This window comes from Mucilaginibacter sp. MD40, assembly GCF_002288635.1.
In the GTDB taxonomy this organism is placed as follows: Bacteria; Bacteroidota; Bacteroidia; order Sphingobacteriales; family Sphingobacteriaceae; genus Mucilaginibacter.
Genome location: NZ_NRSW01000001.1, coordinates 2626495 through 2645522 on the forward strand (window position 1 = coordinate 2626495; position 19028 = coordinate 2645522).

General features: G+C 40.2%; 15 protein-coding genes and 2 tRNA genes. 12 read left to right on the top strand and 5 right to left on the bottom strand.

Features of this window, described 5'->3' with window-relative positions; translation table 11 throughout:
- Window positions 1–12: 12 nt before the first annotated feature.
- On the bottom strand, window positions 13–2472 hold the full coding sequence (locus CKK33_RS11840; protein WP_095704307.1) for a bifunctional UDP-N-acetylmuramoyl-tripeptide:D-alanyl-D-alanine ligase/alanine racemase: 2460 nt from the start codon (window positions 2470–2472) through the stop codon (window positions 13–15).
- 57 nt (window positions 2473–2529) lie between these two features.
- Between CKK33_RS11840 and CKK33_RS11845 the strand changes: the two genes are divergently transcribed.
- The 7 genes from CKK33_RS11845 to CKK33_RS11875 all read left to right on the top strand — a co-directional run bounded on the left by CKK33_RS11845 (window position 2530) and on the right by CKK33_RS11875 (window position 5932).
- A complete protein-coding gene (locus tag CKK33_RS11845; RefSeq protein WP_095704308.1) occupies window positions 2530–3012 on the top strand; it encodes a regulatory protein RecX in 483 nt (160 codons plus the stop codon).
- Window positions 3013–3115: 103 nt separating this feature from the next.
- Window positions 3116–3188, top strand: a tRNA-Gly gene (locus CKK33_RS11850).
- A gap of 48 nt (window positions 3189–3236) precedes the next feature.
- Window positions 3237–3321 (top strand) — tRNA-Leu (locus CKK33_RS11855).
- A gap of 171 nt (window positions 3322–3492) precedes the next feature.
- Entirely contained in the window at window positions 3493–4008 is a 516-nt protein-coding gene (locus tag CKK33_RS11860) for a HEPN domain-containing protein (RefSeq protein WP_095704309.1), read from the top strand.
- 141 nt (window positions 4009–4149) lie between these two features.
- Complete coding sequence (locus CKK33_RS11865) at window positions 4150–4527, top strand: DUF1304 domain-containing protein (RefSeq protein WP_233138199.1); 378 nt, start codon at window positions 4150–4152, stop codon at window positions 4525–4527.
- A 122-nt stretch (window positions 4528–4649) separates the two neighbouring features.
- Complete coding sequence (locus CKK33_RS11870; protein ID WP_095704310.1) at window positions 4650–5375, top strand: YoaK family protein; 726 nt, start codon at window positions 4650–4652, stop codon at window positions 5373–5375.
- 173 nt (window positions 5376–5548) lie between these two features.
- Window positions 5549–5932 (top strand): chorismate mutase, encoded by a 384-nt coding sequence (locus tag CKK33_RS11875; RefSeq protein ID WP_095704311.1) that lies wholly within the window; start codon window positions 5549–5551, stop codon window positions 5930–5932.
- A 64-nt stretch (window positions 5933–5996) separates the two neighbouring features.
- On the opposite strand, the gene CKK33_RS11880 is transcribed toward CKK33_RS11875, so the two are convergent.
- The 4 genes from CKK33_RS11880 to CKK33_RS11895 form a co-directional block, all read right to left on the bottom strand.
- Window positions 5997–6392, bottom strand: coding sequence for a TraR/DksA C4-type zinc finger protein (locus CKK33_RS11880; protein ID WP_095704312.1), 396 nt, complete (start codon window positions 6390–6392; stop codon window positions 5997–5999).
- Between the two features lie 120 nt (window positions 6393–6512).
- Window positions 6513–7343 carry a hypothetical protein gene (locus CKK33_RS11885; RefSeq protein ID WP_095704313.1) on the bottom strand — a complete coding sequence of 277 codons (831 nt, stop codon included), beginning with the start codon at window positions 7341–7343 and terminating at the stop codon, window positions 6513–6515.
- 155 nt (window positions 7344–7498) lie between these two features.
- A complete protein-coding gene (locus CKK33_RS11890; RefSeq protein ID WP_233138200.1) occupies window positions 7499–8608 on the bottom strand; it encodes a mechanosensitive ion channel family protein in 1110 nt (369 codons plus the stop codon).
- Complete coding sequence (locus CKK33_RS11895; RefSeq protein ID WP_095704315.1) at window positions 8608–10395, bottom strand: glycoside hydrolase family 15 protein; 1788 nt, start codon at window positions 10393–10395, stop codon at window positions 8608–8610. The genes CKK33_RS11890 and CKK33_RS11895 overlap by 1 nt, the downstream gene beginning before the upstream one ends.
- 156 nt (window positions 10396–10551) lie before the next feature.
- On the opposite strand from CKK33_RS11895, the gene glgX reads away from it, so the two are divergent.
- The 5 genes from glgX (at window position 10552) to CKK33_RS11915 (ending at window position 19017) form a co-directional block, all read left to right on the top strand.
- Window positions 10552–12672 carry a glycogen debranching protein GlgX gene (glgX, locus tag CKK33_RS11900; RefSeq protein ID WP_095704316.1) on the top strand — a complete coding sequence of 707 codons (2121 nt, stop codon included), beginning with the start codon at window positions 10552–10554 and terminating at the stop codon, window positions 12670–12672.
- Between the two features lie 3 nt (window positions 12673–12675).
- Window positions 12676–14475, top strand: coding sequence for a malto-oligosyltrehalose trehalohydrolase (gene treZ, locus CKK33_RS11905; protein WP_095704317.1), 1800 nt, complete (start codon window positions 12676–12678; stop codon window positions 14473–14475).
- On the top strand, window positions 14456–17257 hold the full coding sequence (gene treY, locus CKK33_RS11910) for a malto-oligosyltrehalose synthase (RefSeq protein WP_255404596.1): 2802 nt from the start codon (window positions 14456–14458) through the stop codon (window positions 17255–17257). The genes treZ and treY overlap by 20 nt, the downstream gene beginning before the upstream one ends.
- An 11-nt stretch (window positions 17258–17268) precedes the next feature.
- Entirely contained in the window at window positions 17269–18444 is a 1176-nt protein-coding gene (malQ, locus tag CKK33_RS19810; protein ID WP_255404605.1) for a 4-alpha-glucanotransferase, read from the top strand.
- A 99-nt stretch (window positions 18445–18543) separates the two neighbouring features.
- Window positions 18544–19017: a VOC family protein gene (locus CKK33_RS11915; protein ID WP_095704318.1), complete on the top strand. Its 474-nt coding sequence runs from the start codon at window positions 18544–18546 to the stop codon at window positions 19015–19017.
- Window positions 19018–19028 lie beyond the last annotated feature (11 nt).

The following is a 19028-nucleotide window of genomic DNA, read 5'->3' on the forward strand; positions in this document are numbered from 1 at the left end:
GCACAGGTTAAATCACTCGTAAAAGTACACTCTTTTTACACGTTGTGAAACATTTGTCAATATTTCATAAGGGATAGTACCTATCTGCGCAGCCAATTCCTCTATCCGTTGCTGTTCATTAAAAACAATCACTTCATCACCCTCTTTTACTTCAACATTGCTTACATCCAGCATACACATGTCCATCGTAATATTGCCCACTGTAGGTACCAGTGTGCCATTTACCAGCATTTTTCCGACACCGTTGCCAAAAGCGCGCAAATAACCATCCGCGTAGCCAATACGCACTGTGGCTATTTTACCATCACTTTTAAGGCTCCCATTACGCATATAGCCAATAGTTTCTGTGGCGGCAATCTTTTTCACTTGTGAAACGGTTGTTTTTAATGTAGCTATGGGTTGCAAAGCGGTACTATCACGTGGTACCGCGGCATCCACACCATACAGGCCTATCCCCAGGCGAACCATATCATACTGCGCGTTAGGCCATCGGCTGATACCTGATGTATTACTGATATGCTTGATTACGGTATATCCGAGGGTATCTTCAATAGCCTTATAGGCTTTCTCAAAACTGCTTATTTGTTTAAGGGTAAACAGGTCATGCTCAGTCGCATCGCTCGCTACCATATGTGAATATACAGATTGTACCTTAACGTATGGATTAACTTCCAAAAGATCACACAGGGCTTCAACCTCAAATTCCTCAAAGCCTACCCTATGCATTCCTGTGTCAATTTTTAAATGTATGGGATAGTCGCGTATATCATCAGTCTGAGCAAATTTTACAAACTCATCAAACAATAAAAAACTATACAAGGCTGGTTCAAGTTTATGCGCTACCAACTTATCAAAGGCTGCCGGTTCGGGGTTTAACACCATTATTGGTAATGTAATACCGGTTTCCCTTAAATCTATACCCTCATCTGTGTAGGCCACTGCAAGGTAATCTACCCTATTATACTGCAATATATTGGCTACCTCGAAGGTGCCGCTTCCGTAGGAGAAAGCTTTTACCATCACCATGATCTTAACACCCGGGTTAAGTTTACCCTTATAAAAGTTAAGATTATTAAGCAAAGTATTCAGGTTAATTTCCAGTACAGTTTCATGTGCTTTTTGCACCAACGCCCTGCTTATTTTTTCGAACTCGAAGCTCCTTGCTCCCTTAATAAGCACAGTTTCGTTATTCAGGTGAATACGTGTCAGATCTTTTAATAATTCCTCAGTATTATTATAAAAATGCAGCTTAGTGGCTTTAAACAAATCCCGATGTTCTGTTAAATCGCTTCCTACACCTATAAAGCGGTCTATCCCGGCGTTGCTCACCAATTGCGCTATCTGCAAATAAAGCTCATGTTGTTTTAGTCCTGATTGATAAATGTCAGAAAGAATGAGCGTTTTTTTGCTGTGTTGATTTTGCTGCGCCAGGAAGTTGAGTGCTATTTCTAACGACTGGATATCGGAGTTGTAAGAATCGTCTATAATAGAACAATCATTTATGCCGTCTTTTAATTCCAACCGCATGCTCACCGGCGCCAGGCGTTCTATCCTGTCATCACAGACGGCTGGTTCATATCCCATAGCCAGCATGGTAGCCCAGCAAATAATAGCATTTTCTATAGAAGCCTCATCGCGGTAAGGCACCAGGCATTCAATTTCCTGTTCCTTATACATAGCACGCATATAATGTTTACCTAATATAGATGTTTCACTAAAAACATACAACGTGGCGATGTTAAACTTACGGCTCCAGGTAAAACATTTATGCTCACGCATATCTTCCGGAAAGTCTATCAAAAGATCATATTGATAAACGATTTGGCTGCAGTTCCTGAACAGACGCAATTTTTCTTCCAGCTTTTGTTTAGGCGAGTCAAAGCCTTCGTCGTGCGCCGTACCCATGTGCGTAAGCACACCCATTGTAGGCTGTATAATAGCTTCCAGGCTGCTCATCTCGCCTGCTTTAGATATCCCAGCCTCAAATATTGCAAGGTTATTTCCCTCATTAATTTGCCATACCGACAACGGTACGCCTATCTGCGAATTATAACTTTTAGGATTTCTTACAATATTGCGTTCAGGGCTCATTAACTGATAGAGCCATTCTTTTACGATGGTTTTACCGTTGCTACCGGTAATTCCAATTACCTCTATATCAAATTGGCTACGATGGTGCGCGGCCAAAATTTGCAGAGCGGCCAGTACATTATCTACAATAAGGAAATTAACATCAACCGCAACCATCTCTGGTTGGTGTGTTACCACGAAGCTGCGTACCCCAGCGGTGTAAGCATCTGCAATAAATTCATGTCCGTCGCGACGACCATTCAGCGCAAAAAATAAGGAAGCCGGTGCATTGCTTATTCTTCTGCTATCAGTTAATAATATGCTTATTACGCTATCCTGCACTACAGTACCAGAAGCCTTTATTATGTTCTTGATATCTCCAACCGTAAACGTTAATTGCATGGCACTAATTTGATTATATTTCTGTAAAGAGAAGAATTTTAGCGAATATTGGTTTTAATGGAACCCATTAAAAAAACGCGGATAACTGATATAAATGTCGCACAAAAAAAGGCAGAACATTATTGCGCCTACCAGGAACGCGCGCAACAGGAAGTACGTGATAAACTTTATGAATGGGGATTATGGACTGACGCTGTAGAACTAATTATTAGTAACCTGATCTCTGAAAACTTCTTAAATGAGGAACGCTTTGCCAAAGCATATACACAAGGAAAGTTTAATCAAAAAGGATGGGGTAAAATAAAGATAAAACAAAGCCTGAAACAAAAAGGTGTATCGGCCATTTTGATAAAAAAAGCGCTGCAAACCATAGACATGGGTGCCTATTATCACAAATTAAAATTATTGATAGATAAGAAAACCGCAACCATTAACGAAAAAGTTGCCTTTAAGCGCCGTTATAAATTGCAGCAGTACGCACTAAGCCGCGGATATGAAAGCGACATAATAGCAGAGGTTTTGAAAGACAGTGACTTATGAAAAACTTCAAAAAAAGTTAACTTTTTACTTGCAGAAACTTCATTTCTACCTATATTTGCACCACGCAAAAAGCAAAAGATATTTGCATTTGTAAAATAGGCATGCGAAAGTAGCTCAGTTGGTAGAGCACGACCTTGCCAAGGTCGGGGTCGCGAGTTCGAATCTCGTCTTTCGCTCAAATCCCTTCCAATAGAAGGGATTTATTTTTAAAAGGTTAATCACCTGCTCAGATGGTGGAACTGGTAGACACGCAGGACTTAAAATCCTGTTCCCGTAAACGGAGTGCGGGTTCGATTCCCGCTCTGAGTACTTTAAAATGAAGCGATTAGGTGAAAGACACTAATCGCTTTTTTTATTTCGGGTGAAACATTTATTTTCTGTGTTTCGCTATCCATTTTGATATATACCCTATCTTCCTATATTATTGATAACCATCTATTTCTTATCACGCAAATAGTTGCAAGAATTCGAAATACGCTTATGGCAAAGAAAATTCAATCCCAAGAATATTTAATTGCATTCCGTGAAGCAGAGTGTTTTTTAAACGTCGCCAAAATGATTAAAGAAAAAACATTCTTGAAGTCTTTTACTCAAAAGGAAATTGCACAAAGTATAAATTTTGCATACGCCACACATGTTAACCATGCTTACGCATTTGAGTTATATTTAAAATGCCTAATGATTATTGAGAGTGGCGAATATGAACAGGGACATAAACTGCATGATCTTTTTAAATTACTTAGTAGCACTACTAGAACAAATATCGAAAATTACTTTACGTCAAATTTTATTTATAAAAGACGACATAGGCTATATGGTGGAATATTTGAAAAACCATCAATTTATAAACTTTTGGAAGAAGCAAATACAGCGTTTATTGACTTTAGATATTTATTTTCCAGAAAAAACTTACCAACCTACGAACTCGATAACGTTATAGAATGTGTCAGACATGAAATCTATAGATTAAAACCTGAACTAAAAGATATTTGGTAAACGTCTTCTATAGAGAATATTATTATTTTTTAATAACCAAACCAATCTTCGAATGGAAGCTAAAATAGGCTACTAACTTCATTAACTTAGTGAAGTAAATTGTTTTCTCTTTATATGCTATAAAGCTAATGCACACACCTTATGGAATATATGATAACCATTTCATCAAAAATATTTGTAGCAATAGTGGCTTTAGAGCATTTATTCATTTTGTGGATGGAAATGTTTGCCTGGGAAACTGTTGGCAAAAAAGTGTTTAAAAATGCATTGCCCGGTGAATTGTTTAAGCCAACAAAAAGCCTGGCTGCTAATCAGGGATTGTATAACGGATTTCTCGCGGCAGGACTACTATGGAGTTTCTTTATAAATGACGCCGCATGGCAAAAGAACATTGCCATTTTCTTTCTGGCCTGCGTGATCATTGCCGGCATATACGGAAGTATTGTTTCTTCCGGAAAGATATTCTTTACTCAGGCATTGCCAGCAATTTTCGCGTTAATATTTGTGCTACTCACTTAAAACGATCTTCAAATTTGAGCAGGCTAAATTCTTTATTGTTATTGCCAGTTATGCTAATTATGTATAAACTCCGGTAAAAGTGTAATACAGGAAACCTCGATATAATTTTCTTAATTTTAGCCATGCTTCGACATACAGGAGAAAGAAGAAGTTTTGCGCACAATTTGCGCCTGGCGATCTTGTTGTGCCTGAACGCCGGATTTATTAACGCGGCAGGCTTTATAGCGTTTGCCGTACTCACAACTAACGTTACCGGGCACGCGGCGTTATTGGCAGTACACCTTACCAGTGGCCAATGGCGGGCTGCGCGAATGGTAGCTTTATGGCTGATGCTGTTTCTATCCGGCGCATTTGCTTCAAGTTTATATATTGGCAAAGTAGGCCGCCACCGGTCTTTCGCCTATACTGTGCCTATCCTTGTCATTATCGTACTGTTACTGCTGGTGGCCGTATTTGGTTCCGGCTATAAACATACTTTGCCCGAAACTGAATATTTTGCAGGCAGCCTGCTTTTCGCAATGGGTATGCAGAATGCTTTGGTTTCAATGGTGTCTGGTTCAGTGGTACGCACTACCCACCTTACCGGTATGTTTACAGACCTGGGGATCGATCTTTCTACCGCTTTATTATCAAGGAAAAACCTCTCTGCAGCGCTCAAGCGCCGTTTACTACTCCGGCTCGCTATTATTATATTTTTTCTGCTGGGTGGAGTGGCTGGTGGTTTTGCCTTTCAGGGCTTACATTTCAAAGCGTTTTATTTTCCGGTAGCGTTATTGTTGGTAGTACTTTTTTATGACTATTTCCGTATCCGTTTCAAACAAGTTATACGTCATAAACTTCGCCGATAACAAACTTTTCAAAAGATTCAAGTTTAATTTACTGAAATATAACTTCATTGCTACAATGGACTTGCCTATAAGTAAGCAGCTGATCGTTCAAGAATAATTCTCTCCCCTTTTTTAATATGTAATTAACACTCTTATCCTTTATTTGTCGTTAAGTATTAAAACTTATAACATTTATGAAAAAAGCATCACCCCTATGCAAATCAGTTTGTGTGGCTATTCTGTTTTTGTTAATGGCTAAAACAACTTTACATGCACAAACACCTCAGATAAGCACACCTGCTGATTTTAACCGGGCACGCTTATCTATCGATTCATTAGACAAGCAACTCATTAAGCTCATTGGCGAACGTGAACGTGTAGTAAAAGCTATTGGTTTATACAAAGCCAAAAACAATATTCCGCCTTTACAGGCGGCAAGGTTTCAGCAGGTTTTAGATAAGGCTAAAAAAGCCGGAGAATCAGAAGGCCTTTCAGCTGAATTCGTAGAGGATCTAATGAACGCTATCCATAAAGAAAGTTTAAAAATTGAGAATGCCGTAAAAGAAGGGAACCGGTAACTCTTTATAAATAACAAAGCCGTGGTGAATTTCACCGCGGCTTTGTTATCAGCTCACATTTAGTTTAGTTTTGTTTAAGCTTTGCTTCCATGCTCATGGTAGTATGTGGTACAGCCATAAGCCTTTCTTTTTGGATAAGTTTACCTGTAACACGGCAAACTCCATAAGTTTTATTAGCGATACGTATCAGCGCAGCATCCAGTTGTTCTATAAATTTCTTTTGTCTTGATGCCAGCTGATGAAGGCTTTCTTTTTCAAGCGTAGCCGAGCCATCTTCGAGAGTTGAGTATGCGGCCGAAGTATCGTCAGTACCATTAGGGTTACTGTTACCCAATGATGCCGAAAGTGCTTCTAACTCCTCTTGGGCAACGGCCTTTTTTTGCAATATAATTTCTTTGAATTCTTCAAGTTCCCTATCTGAATATCGTGTTCTTTCGCGTAGTTCTGTTTGGTTTTCCATGATGCTTCTAACAAAAATCACACCCCAAGGTTTTGTGCCGTTTGCTTTTTTGGAGCGTAGTTTTTTAATTATTTTAAGATGATATAAGAGTTTAAAAATGTAGTTACAGCCGATTCCAAATTAATGAGGATACAACAATAAAGGCACATTTACCAGCTCGGGCTGATTGAGCATTAACTGCTTACCAATGAAATAATGATAGTGTTGCGAATGATTGATAAGTACAAGCGCATCATTACGCATGCCATGTATCAACACATCAGCTACAGTTGAAATATCTTTTGACGGGATATGATGGAAATTTAAATGCTCCCAATGCGTACACCGCCGTGCTGCCTCATAAAATAACTGCCTGGCAAAATCGGGGCTAAGATCAGGTAGTCCCGATGCGGCCATATGGCCTACATAGATACTGGTTTTAAAAGGCAGTGTTACTTTAGTGAGGTAACCTAAAACATCTGTGCGGCAATATCTTAAATCGGTTATGTATGTTATGCTCCTGAACTTTTTGAATGACCACGATGCGGGTATTAAAAATATAGGCGCGCTTATTTTATTTAATACAGTTTGATAGTCTATCAGTTTTCTACCGCTTACTGCTTTTACCGTTTCGGCACTGATCATTAATAAAGTAACATTATGCGCGTTAATAAAAGCCGCAAGTTTATGGCTATCCATTGATGATATATCCACCTCTTCAATACCAGTAAGTTCGCCTTTAATTGTAGCATTTAAAAGGTTCAGCTTCCTTAATAAAGTATCATCGCCATAAGTATCATCCTCAAACACTTCGGGGTGAGGAAAAGCAAAAGACAATGCTGGTTTGCTTGATTTTATCAGCCGGTTGCCGATAATCAATTTTGCATTGATCGCTTTCGCCATCATTAATGCAGACTCCGCCACATGCCTCGTTTCTACCGAATTGTCATTAATCACAAAAACCGATTTCATAGATAGTATAGATTTAATTCTTGGATGCGAATAGAAAGATATATCGCAAGTTATGGCGGGTTTAACAGCCATAAAATGATAACAATCACATGAATAATTGGTTTTAATTACTAATTAAATAATTTCTAAATATTAAAATCAGATTGCAAATGATATCAGGATTTATTGATATCTGTGTTGGAAATATGTTCAACAGGCTCATTGGCAAGCACATACCTGTTACGGGGTAAAGTTTCAGGATAATGCTCTTGTAAAAAAGCTACCATTTTTTCCCGTATGTCGCAGCGCAGGTCAAAGGCGTTTGATGAATTAGCCGCGCTAACTAATATTCTTAACTCAACAACATTTTCTTTAATATCGGTTACTTGTAGTTTACCTACACGCTTATCCCATAACGGCGACTCGTTGAGTAATCTGAGTAGTTCGTTTCGCATTGCCTCAGCGGGTATTTTGTAATCTACATAAATGAAAACCGTTCCTAATATTTGCGAAGTGGTTCTTGTCCAGTTTTGGAAGGGTTTTTCAATAAAGTAATTAATAGGTAGTATTAACCTGCGTTGGTCCCATATACTGATCACTACGTAAGTAAGTGTGATATCTTCTACCCTGCCCCATTCTCCTTCAACTACTAAAACATCATCAATTCGTATAGGTTGTGTAAAAGCAATCTGGAAACCAGCTAACAAATTGCCTAATGATTTTTGCGCGGCAAAACCAATGATAATCCCACCAATACCCACACCTGTAAGCAAACCTGCACCCAGTTTTCGTACATTCTCAAAACTCAGTAGTATAAGCGCCAGTGTAATTAGTACAATCAAAACAGTGGCAACCTGGCGCACGAATTGTAATTGCGTTCGAACTTTACGCTCCTTAAGGTTATCCTCTTTATTGAAATCATATTTATAGTAAATATAATCCTCAAGTATGGTGATAGCATTGATAAGCAAACTCGCAAAAGATATCAGTAATAGTATACCCAGCCATTTTTTTACATCATCAGCATAATCGTCTTTTAAAGTAAGGTAGGGTAAAAATAAGTTGATAACCAGTAGTGGTATAAAATGGTTAAGCGGGCGGCTAAAATGTGTTATAAACGATTTTAAAAAAGAGTAACTATTGTCTTTTTTGTTCTTGTAATAATTAAGTAAAAGCTTAACAATTACTTTTACGGCTATGCCAATAAGCAGTACTATGGCAATTATAGCCATGTTCCATAGCCAATGCGGCCATGTTTTAGACCAAACGTTTATTTGATTTTCCACTATAAAAATATAGGCCTGTCAAGTTTCATAGCAATACGGTATGCTGCATTCATTAAGCCAACATGGCTATATGCTTGCGGGAAATTACCCCATTGGCTGCCTGTTCTTTCATCAACGTCCTCACTGAAAAGTAATAGATGATTACAATATTTCAACAGTTTTTCAAACTCGCGCACAGCATCATCCAAGCGGCCAACGCATGCAAGTGCTTCTACGTACCAGAAAGCACATATCAAAAAAGTAGTTTTAGGCTTACCGAAATCGTCACTATGAATGTATCGATAGAACAAGCCATCCTCAGTTTTGAGTTCCTTCTCTAATGCTATCAAATGATCCTTTGCCTTTTCTGATACCGGATCAAGGTAATTCATCATGATCAATTGCAGTGTACTGGCATCCAGGTGAGGGCTGCCAACAGCGTGTGTATACACTTTTCGCTCAGGATCGTAGCAGTTTTCTATATGTGCAGCGGCACGTTCCTTAAGCGCTACCGCCCTCTCAACAAGATCGTTGTTGTTAATGGTAAGCGCCATTTTTTCTGCAGCATTGCACCCTGCCCACTGGAATAAATTACTGTAACAATGGATATGGGCTATGTTCCTGAACTCCCAGATCCCCGCGTCTTTTTCGTCAATAGTGCGTTCAATTTTATCCAGTATCGATGATATCCACTTGTCTGAATCTTTGCGTTCCGTAAATACAAAGCGGTGATCAGTATATAATGGCAATAAGGAAACAAGTACCTGCCCATATATATCATTTTGGATATGTTCCGAAGCCTGGTTGCCAATCCTAACCGGCTTGTTACCCATGTAGCCATCCAAATGATCCATAATTACTTCCGTCAGATCTTTTTGGGTGTTAATGCCATATAATGGCTGATACCTGAAGTGCTGCTTATCGCCAAAAGATATATCAGTAACATAACTAAAATACCGCTCCATTTCCTCAAAATGACCTATATGGTTGAGTGAGGTAAGCACATAGTAGGTATCGCGCAGCCAGCAATAGCGGTAATCCCAGTTACGACCGCTCCCCGGGAACTCAGGCAAACTGGTGGTACTGGCAGCAATTATGGCTCCGGTATCCTCGTATTGGTGTATCTTTAAAGCCAGGGCAGAACGGATTACATAAGGCTGATAAAAGCCTGCAATGGAAGAGTGCTTGATCCATAGCCGCCAGTATTCAGTAGTTTCCCTCAAATATTCTTCTGCTATGCCAGTTAATGATTTGTCAATTTCGGCACCATAATTCAACAACAAATATTTGGTTTCATTAAGAGCGAAATACGACTCCTCATCAAGATAGGTCAATGGAATATTGGAGGTAAGTGTCATCCTTTCTTCGCATCCTGTAAATTCAATTGAATCGCTACCCAGCAATTTTTCCCATTTCTTTTGACCGTAGTCGCATACTGGTTCACATTTTACCCGTATACGCGGATTGCCTTCCAATACCTCTATCTTCCTTATTAAAATTAATGGGCGGTAGTAACGGTCATGCTTGCGAAAGCGCGGGGCAAAGTCTGTTACCCGGTATTTACCATTTTCGCAGGTAACCTCTGTTCGTAAAATATTGGTGTTTTCCAGGTAATATTGCTTGGTAGTAAATTCGCCTTTGGGTTTAACAGAAAACTCCCCGCCTTTTTGTTTATCAAGCAATCCACCAAATATAAACTGGCTGTCAAATCGGGGCCAGCACATCCACTCTACATTGGTATCTGTAGCTATGTGTGCCAAAAAAGCGCAATTTCCAATTATCCCGGTTTGATAAGTATGTTTCTCCATCTTGTGGCTTTAAATAACCATAGCAACAACAATAGTTTGTAATTGTTACCAAAAACTATTTAAAGTTTTAAAAGAGTAAACACCTCGAATAAAATTTCTTAGAACGATAATTTTTAAATCCTAAAACATTATTCCTGAAAAAAGTATTTGATATGCATGAGTAATATATATCCCGGAAAACCTTATCCGCTCGGTGCAACGTATGATGGCAAAGGCGTAAATTTCGCCGTTTTTGCTGATAACGCTACAGGAGTTGAATTGTGCCTTTTCCAAACTTCGGAAAATGGCAACGAACCCGAAAAAAGAATTAAGCTAACTGAACGTACCCACCAGGTATGGCACTGCTATATACCCGGAGTTGAACACGGCCAATTATATGGCTACCGGGTTGATGGACCTTACGATCCTGAAAACGGACATCGTTTCAATCGCAATAAATTACTGCTCGATCCATACGCTAAAGCTATCTCCGGAACTATCAATTGGCACGATTCGCTTTTTGGATATGAGGTAGGTAACCCTGATGAAGACTTTAGTTTTAGTCAAACAGACAGTGCTCCGTTTATGCCTAAAGCTGTGGTGGTTGATAACTCCTATGACTGGGAAGACGATCAGCCACCCCGGATACCTTATCATCAGTCTATTATTTATGAGGCCCATGTAAAAGGATTGACACAATTGCACCCCGAAATTCCCGAAGATATAAGAGGAACCTATGCGGCTATTGGTCATCCGGCTTGTGTTAAATATTTGAAAGACTTGGGCATTACCGCTATAGAGTTGATGCCTATACATCAATTTGTGAACGATCGGCATTTAGTAGAGAAAGGCCTAAGTAATTATTGGGGATATAATACTATAGGCTTTTTTGCGCCGGATGTAAGGTATGCCGGTAATGTGCCCTGCGGCGACCAGGTACAGGAATTTAAGCAAATGGTTAAAAACCTGCACAAGGCGGGTATCGAAGTAATACTGGATGTGGTATATAACCATACGGGGGAAGGTAATCATATGGGCCCTACCCTTTCTTTAAAGGGTATAGACAATGCATCTTACTACCGGTTAACAGATGAAAACAAACGTTTTTACAATGACTATACCGGTACCGGTAATACGCTTAACGCTATGCTGCCAAATGTTTTACGTTACATTATGGATAGCTTGAGGTACTGGATAACAGAAATGCATGTTGACGGCTTTAGGTTTGACCTTGCCGCAACCCTTGCCCGTGAATTGCATGATGTTAACCGGTTAAGCGGATTTTTTGACATTATTTACCAGGATCCGATTATCTCGCAAGTGAAGCTGATCGCAGAACCATGGGACATTGGAGAGGGCGGCTACCAGGTTGGTAATTTCCCGCCGGGATGGGCAGAATGGAACGGTAAATTCCGCGATTGTATACGCGATTACTGGGTGGGTGCTGACAGCATGCTGGGCGAATTTGGCCAGCGTTTTACGGGCAGCCCCGACCTTTACCAGGATAATAACCGCAGGCCAACAGCAAGTATCAATTTTATTACCGCTCATGATGGCTTTACTTTAAACGACCTGGTTTCGTACAATGAAAAACATAACGAAGCTAATGGAGAGGACAACAACGACGGGGAGAATCATAACCGTTCGTGGAACTGTGGCGCCGAAGGCCCTACAGATGACCCGGAGGTAAACCAAATTCGCGACAGGCAAAAACGTAACCTGCTTACCACCCTATTTTTATCGCAAGGCGTGCCTATGCTGGTAGCCGGTGATGAATTTGGCCGCACGCAGCAGGGTAATAATAATGCCTATTGCCAGGATAACGAGATATCATGGGTAAACTGGGAATCAGCGGATCAAAACCTGCTGAATTTCACCAAAAGGCTGATTAATATAAAGAAAGACCATCCTGTTTTCCGCAGGAGAAGATGGTTTCAGGGCCAACCCGTTAAAGGCAAAGGGCTTGAAGACATTGCGTGGTTCTTACCTGAAGGTATGGAAATGGAAGATGAGAGCTGGAACCACGACTTCGCTCGCTCTTTAGGTATTTTCCTGAACGGCATGGGCATACACTCGGTAGATAATGAGGGTAACGCTGTCAAAGACGACAATTTCTACATTATGTTCAACGCCCATTATGAGTCGCTTGAATACAAAATACCTGAAAAGCTCTCTCAAAAAAACTGGCATGTGGTTTTAGATACAAGTGACGATAGCGTGCAGGATAAGCAGATCAATAGCAGCGAAAGCATCCATGTACCGGCACGGTCGGTAGTGATACTTTGTAACCCGTTATAAACCATGGAAACGAGCATTAACATGTTGACACCGGGGGTGAAAATAAGCCATGATACGGCAGATATAGTGCTTTGGGCACCTTTTGCAAAAGTAGCGGCTATAGTGATAAAGGATAAGGAAACATTAATGCTGCATCAGCGTGAACGCGGTTATTGGGCTTTGACAACAGATAAGCTACTTGTAGGCGATCAGTACAAATTTAGGCTGGATAACGGAAAAGAACTTCCTGATCCGGCCTCAAAGTACCAACCGGAGGGCGTACATGGCTGGTCGGAAGTGGTTGATCTTAATGCACATAAGCCTCATGATGATGACAGTTGGCAAAATATACCGCTTGCCGAATATATTATTTACGAGTTGCACACCGCCGCATTTACAACCGATGGCACTTTTAAAGGAATAGCGCAAAAACTAAGTTATTTAAAAGAATTGGGCATTACCGCCATAGAAATTATGCCGGTAGCCCAGTTTCCCGGCACGCGAAATTGGGGGTATGATGGTGTATTCCCTTATGCGGTACAAAACTCTTACGGAGGGTACAAAGGCCTTATGCAATTGGTTGATGCCTGCCATAAACAAGGTGTGGCAGTAATATTGGATGTAGTATATAACCACGTTGGGCCCGAGGGTAATTACTTTAACGAATTTGGGCCATATTTTACCTCCAAATACAATACTCCTTGGGGCAATGCAGTCAACTTCGATGATGCAGGCTCTGATGAAGTGCGTAAATACTTTATTGAGAATGTATTAATGTGGTTCAGAGATTTTGGGATAGATGCATTACGCCTGGATGCGGTACATGCCATTAAGGATTTTAGCCCTAAGCATATTTTACAGGAAATGCGTGAAGCTGTAGATGAATTGATGGCAAAAACCGGTAAGAAGCATTATCTAATCATTGAGTTTGACCTTAACGACAAACGATTCATTGATGGTATTGAAAACAACGGCTATGGAATGGATGCGCAATGGATAGATGAATTCCACCATGCATTACGCGTTACCGCCGGAGGCCAGCGGGATGGATATTACGCCGATTTTGACGGGATTGAACACCTTGCAAAAGCATACCAGGACGCGTATGTTTATGATGGCCTATACTCTTATGAACGCCAAAAAACATTCGGGGTAAAAACAAATAATCCCGGAGAGCAGTTTGTGGTGTTTTCTCAAAATCATGACCATGTAGGTAACCGCATGCTGGGTGAGAGAACCAGTATTTTGTTTAGTACCTCCATGCAAAAGCTAATATATGCCGCGGTAATGGTTAGCCCCTACCTGCCCATGTTATTTATGGGGGAGGAATATGGTGAATTAAACCCTTTCTTGTATTTTGTTAGCCATAGCGATGATGAACTCATCACCGCCGTAAGAGAAGGCCGCAAAAATGAATTTAAGGCTTTTCATTCAGATAACGAGGCGCCGGACCCACAAGCAGAACAAACCTTCTTATCCTCCCGCCTTAACTGGAGTTCGTTAGATCAACGTGAGCATCAGGCTATGCTGGCTTATTACCAATTATTAATTGCGCTCAGGAAAAATACACCTGCTTTGAATAACAATGATCGTAATAAATTGGAGATAAGTTTCCATAAAGAAAACCAAACCATTCAACTACACAGGTGGGAAGGCGAACAACATGTATACTGTTACCTTAACTTTTCACAAACAAAGCAGCCTTTTGAATTACCAGCCAATGAACGGCTTAACGTGATCTTCCGATCGGAAGAAAAAACAGACAACCGGGACAACATGCTGCAACCCGAATCGATCATCATTTATGCAAACTGTTATGTTTAATCCGGTGAGCACCTACCGCATACAATTTCACAAAGATTTTACCTTTTCGCAGCTGGATGCTATAATTCCTTATCTCAAACAGTTGGGTGTAAAAACGCTCTATGCATCTCCCATTTTTTCTGCTGTACCAGGCAGTAATCATGGTTACGATGGCACAGACCCGCTTACTATTAACCCGGAAATTGGAACCCTTAACGAATTAAGAAACGTCAGCCGTAAATTAAAGGAGGCGGGCATATCCTGGCTGCAGGACATTGTGCCCAATCACATGGCATTCCATCACCATAATGAATGGCTCATGGACCTCCTAAAGAATGGCCCTGAATCTAAATACAAAAACTATTTTGACCAAAGCCTTGCAGAAGGCACCTTGTTTCATGGGCCAATTATGGTACCCTTTTTAGGCGACGATTTACAAACAGTAATTGACAGTGGTGAACTAAAGCTAATTAATAAGGATAATAATTACTTTTTTTCTTACGCCGATCAGGAGTGGCCAGTGAATAATCACTCGGTTAAAGAACTACAGGTAGAAGATCTTGATGTAATAAATGATAACAAAGAACAACTCCTAAATATAGCCGCTAAGCAACATTACCGCCTGTGCAGCTGGAAAGAAACCGATGAACAAATTAACTATCGTCGTTTCTTTACGGTCAACAGCCTCATTTGTATTAACATCCAAAATAAAGAAGTATTTGACCACTTCCATCAGTTCATACACGAGTTAGTAAAAGAAGATATTTTTCAGGGAATCAGGATTGATCATATTGATGGGCTGTATGATCCCGATAACTATTTAAAAAGGCTAAGAGAGTTGTTGGGTGAACAGGTTTTTATCGTAGCTGAAAAAATCCTCGCTCATCAAGAAGATCTGCCCGCCTGGCCCATACAAGGTACTACAGGTTATGATTTCCTGGCCCAGGTAAACAACTTGTTCACAAACACTAAAGCCAAAAAGCCGTTTAGCCGCATTTATGAGCGTATCACCGGTAATCAGCCGACTATTGATGAGCAGATAAAAGATAAAAAGCGGCTTATACTTACTCATCACATGAATGGTGAGTTAAACAACCTGACAAACCTATATATCGAACAGGGACTGGGAAAATCTGAGGATAAGGAACTCATCAAACACGCTATCGAATCGTTTTTAGTAAACTTTCCGGTTTATCGTCATTACTATAATCAGTGGCCTCTAAGTTCAGCAGAGCAACAGCAGTTAAACGAGCTGACTAATACCGGTTACGACCTTTTTAGTAATCATGGAAATTTAAATAGCAACGATAAGTATTTACAATTTTATCAGCGATGCATGCAATTCAGCGGGCCTTTAATGGCTAAAGGTGTTGAAGACACGCTGATGTATACTTACAACCGGTTTATTGGACACAATGAAGTAGGCGACTCTCCTGCTTTTTTTGGCATCGATACCGATGCTTACCATTTGCTCATGCAAAACCGCAGGCAGAAATGGCCTTCAGCAATTAATGCTACATCAACACATGATACTAAACGGGGCGAAGATGTACGTGCAAGGCTAAATGTATTAACCTATTTGCATGACGAGTGGCAGGAAAAAGTTACGGAATGGCAGGCGCTTAACAAGGATTTGAAAACTAAGGGCGCGCCGGATAGCAATGACGAATATTTCATTTATCAAACCCTTATTGGTACTTATCCTGCACTAAATATAGATACCGAGAACTACGAGGAACGTTTATGTGCCTATTTGGAGAAAGTATTACGCGAAGCTAAAGTACACTCTAGCTGGGCAAATCCCAATGAGGTATATGAAACTGCCGTAAAAGATTTCGCATCCAAACTACTGGATAACACCAGGCCATTTTGGGAGAGCTTTACAACTTTTTGGAAGAAAGTAAAAGATTACGGCGTTGTTAATTCTCTTGCCCAACTTGTACTAAAAATGACCTGCCCAGGAACACCTGACATTTACCAGGGGTGCGAATTATGGGACCTCAGCATGGTTGACCCGGACAACAGGCGACCTGTTGATTATGAATTAAGAAAGCAATACCTGAACAGTGAATACGATATTAATACCCTTTGGGAAAATAGGGATACCGGGCAAATCAAGGCCTGGTTACTCGTAAAACTTCTCGAACTAAGGAGCAACTCACCTGACCTGTTCACATATGGTGAGTACAAAGCTCTAAAAGTTACAGGTAAGCATGCCGATAAGGTAATGGCTTTTGCAAGAGTGCACGAAAACAAATGGATAATAACGGCTGTGCCACTTTCATTGACACAATTTTCAGAAGCCGATATCGAAAGCCTTGAAAATCTTGACTGGGATAATACTAAAATACACCTGCCGGATGATGCTCCTTTATTCATGCATCATTTATTAACGGGCTTTAAAGGGCATATCCGTAAAAATATTAAGCTGAATGAAGTTTTCACTTCCTTGCCCTTAGCTGTTTTAGAACTTACCCAGTCAAACAACCAAAGAAGCGCTGGCGTACTGTTACATATTACGTCACTCCCATCAGGTTTTGGTGTAGGGGATTTTGGACCGGCGGCAAGAACATTTGCCATGCTTTTAAAAAAGGGCATGCAACGATACTGGCAGATATTGCCCTTGAGCCCTGTAACCGCCAGGGACGGATTTTCACCCTATAGTTCCAGCTCCAGCCAGGCAGGCAATATTTCGTTAATAAGCCCTGAGGATTTGGTTGAAGATGGGTTATTGACTGCTCTTGAATTACAGTTTGTCAAAAAAAGGAAAATGATTGGTTTGACTTATCATCTGCGGAGATAATTAAAAAACAACTGCTTGATATAGGCTGGGAAAACTATAAGCTCACTCATACAGAGCTTATGGAAAATGAATTCAAAAACTTTTGCAAAAACGAAGATTGGTGGCTAATTGACTTCGCCTTGTATTGTTTATTAAAAAAACAATATCATCAGGATGCCTGGAACAAATGGCCCGATGAATATAAATACAGGGAGCCGAAGGCTTTGGATGAGCTATCGCGAAACCATATTGATGAAATAGAGAAAATAAAATGGCAGCAATTCATATTTAACCGGCAGTGGCTGGCTTTAAAGAGGTACTGTAATCATTTAGGGATTAAAGTACTTGGCGACCTGCCATTTTATATCAGTTATGACTCGGCTGATGTTTGGGCGAATCCCGACATATTTGAATTGGATAGTAGCCTCAATATGATTAATGTGTGTGGTGTACCACCCGATTATTTTAATGAGGATGGCCAGCGTTGGGGCATGCCGATTTATGATTGGGATAAATTAAAGCAAAACAATTACAACTGGTGGGTTAAGCGTATCCAAAAAAATCTCATATGGTATGATGTACTACGGCTTGATCACTTCCGGGCATTTGCTGCTTACTGGAGTATCCCCGCCGAAGAATCCACAGCAAGGAATGGTAAATGGGTAAAAGGCCCGGGTGATGATTTATTTAAAGTATTAAGTTTAAATTTCCCTGATATGCCTTTTGTAGCAGAAGATCTGGGTGAAATTGATGAACCTGTACATACATTAGCCAACAAGTACCATTTACCAGGCATGAAAGTTTTACAATTTGCTTTTGGGGAAGATGTTGCCGATTCACCGCACATTAACCATCATCACTCACAAAACTCATTTGCTTATACAGGTACGCATGATAATAATACCATATTGGGCTGGTACCGACATGATGCGGATAAAACATCAATTAAAAATCTAAAGAAGTATACTGGTATCAAAAAGATCAATGAAAATAATATCGGCAACATCATGATACGCCAGGCTTTTTCGTCAGTTTCAGATACCGTTATTATTCCCTTACAAGATTGGCTTGGATTAGATGAAAAAGCCCGTATGAATACCCCGGCTACTGAAGCAGATAACTGGACATGGCAGTTAACATCAGACCAAATGATAGCTATCCCGTATAAGCATATGAGGAAGTTCGCTACTTTATTTGGCCGTGCATAAGTAATAATTTGACGTATTCAAGGTGTACACTTGTCGTTTTGTACCTGCATGCAGTTGATGTGTAATATTTAGATTCGTTTTCATTCTAAAGCTAATATCATGAAGAAAATTACGCCTTTTTTATGGTTCAATAACGATTTGCAGGAGGCAATAGAGTTTTATAAATCTGTCTTCAAGAATATTACCATTACTCAAACCAATACCTACCCCGAAGGTGGGCCCGAACCTGCTGGAAAATTAATGACGGCTTCATTTGTTATTGAAGGTCAGGAATTTGTAGCGCTTAACTGCACATCTGGATTCACATTTAATGAGTCCATCTCATTTGTAATTAATTGCGATACACAGGAAGAAATTGATCATTACTGGGAGGAGCTTTCCAAAGGCGGCCAAACATCCTATTGCGGTTGGTTAAAAGATAGGTTTGGCTTGTCGTGGCAAGTAGTACCTTCCATTATGGGTAAGCTCTACAGCGATCCGGATAAACAAAAAACCGCCCGTGTAATGCAGTCCATGATGCAGATGAGCAAATTTGATATAGCAACCTTAATGGCTGCCTACAATGGTGACTAAAAAATTTATTA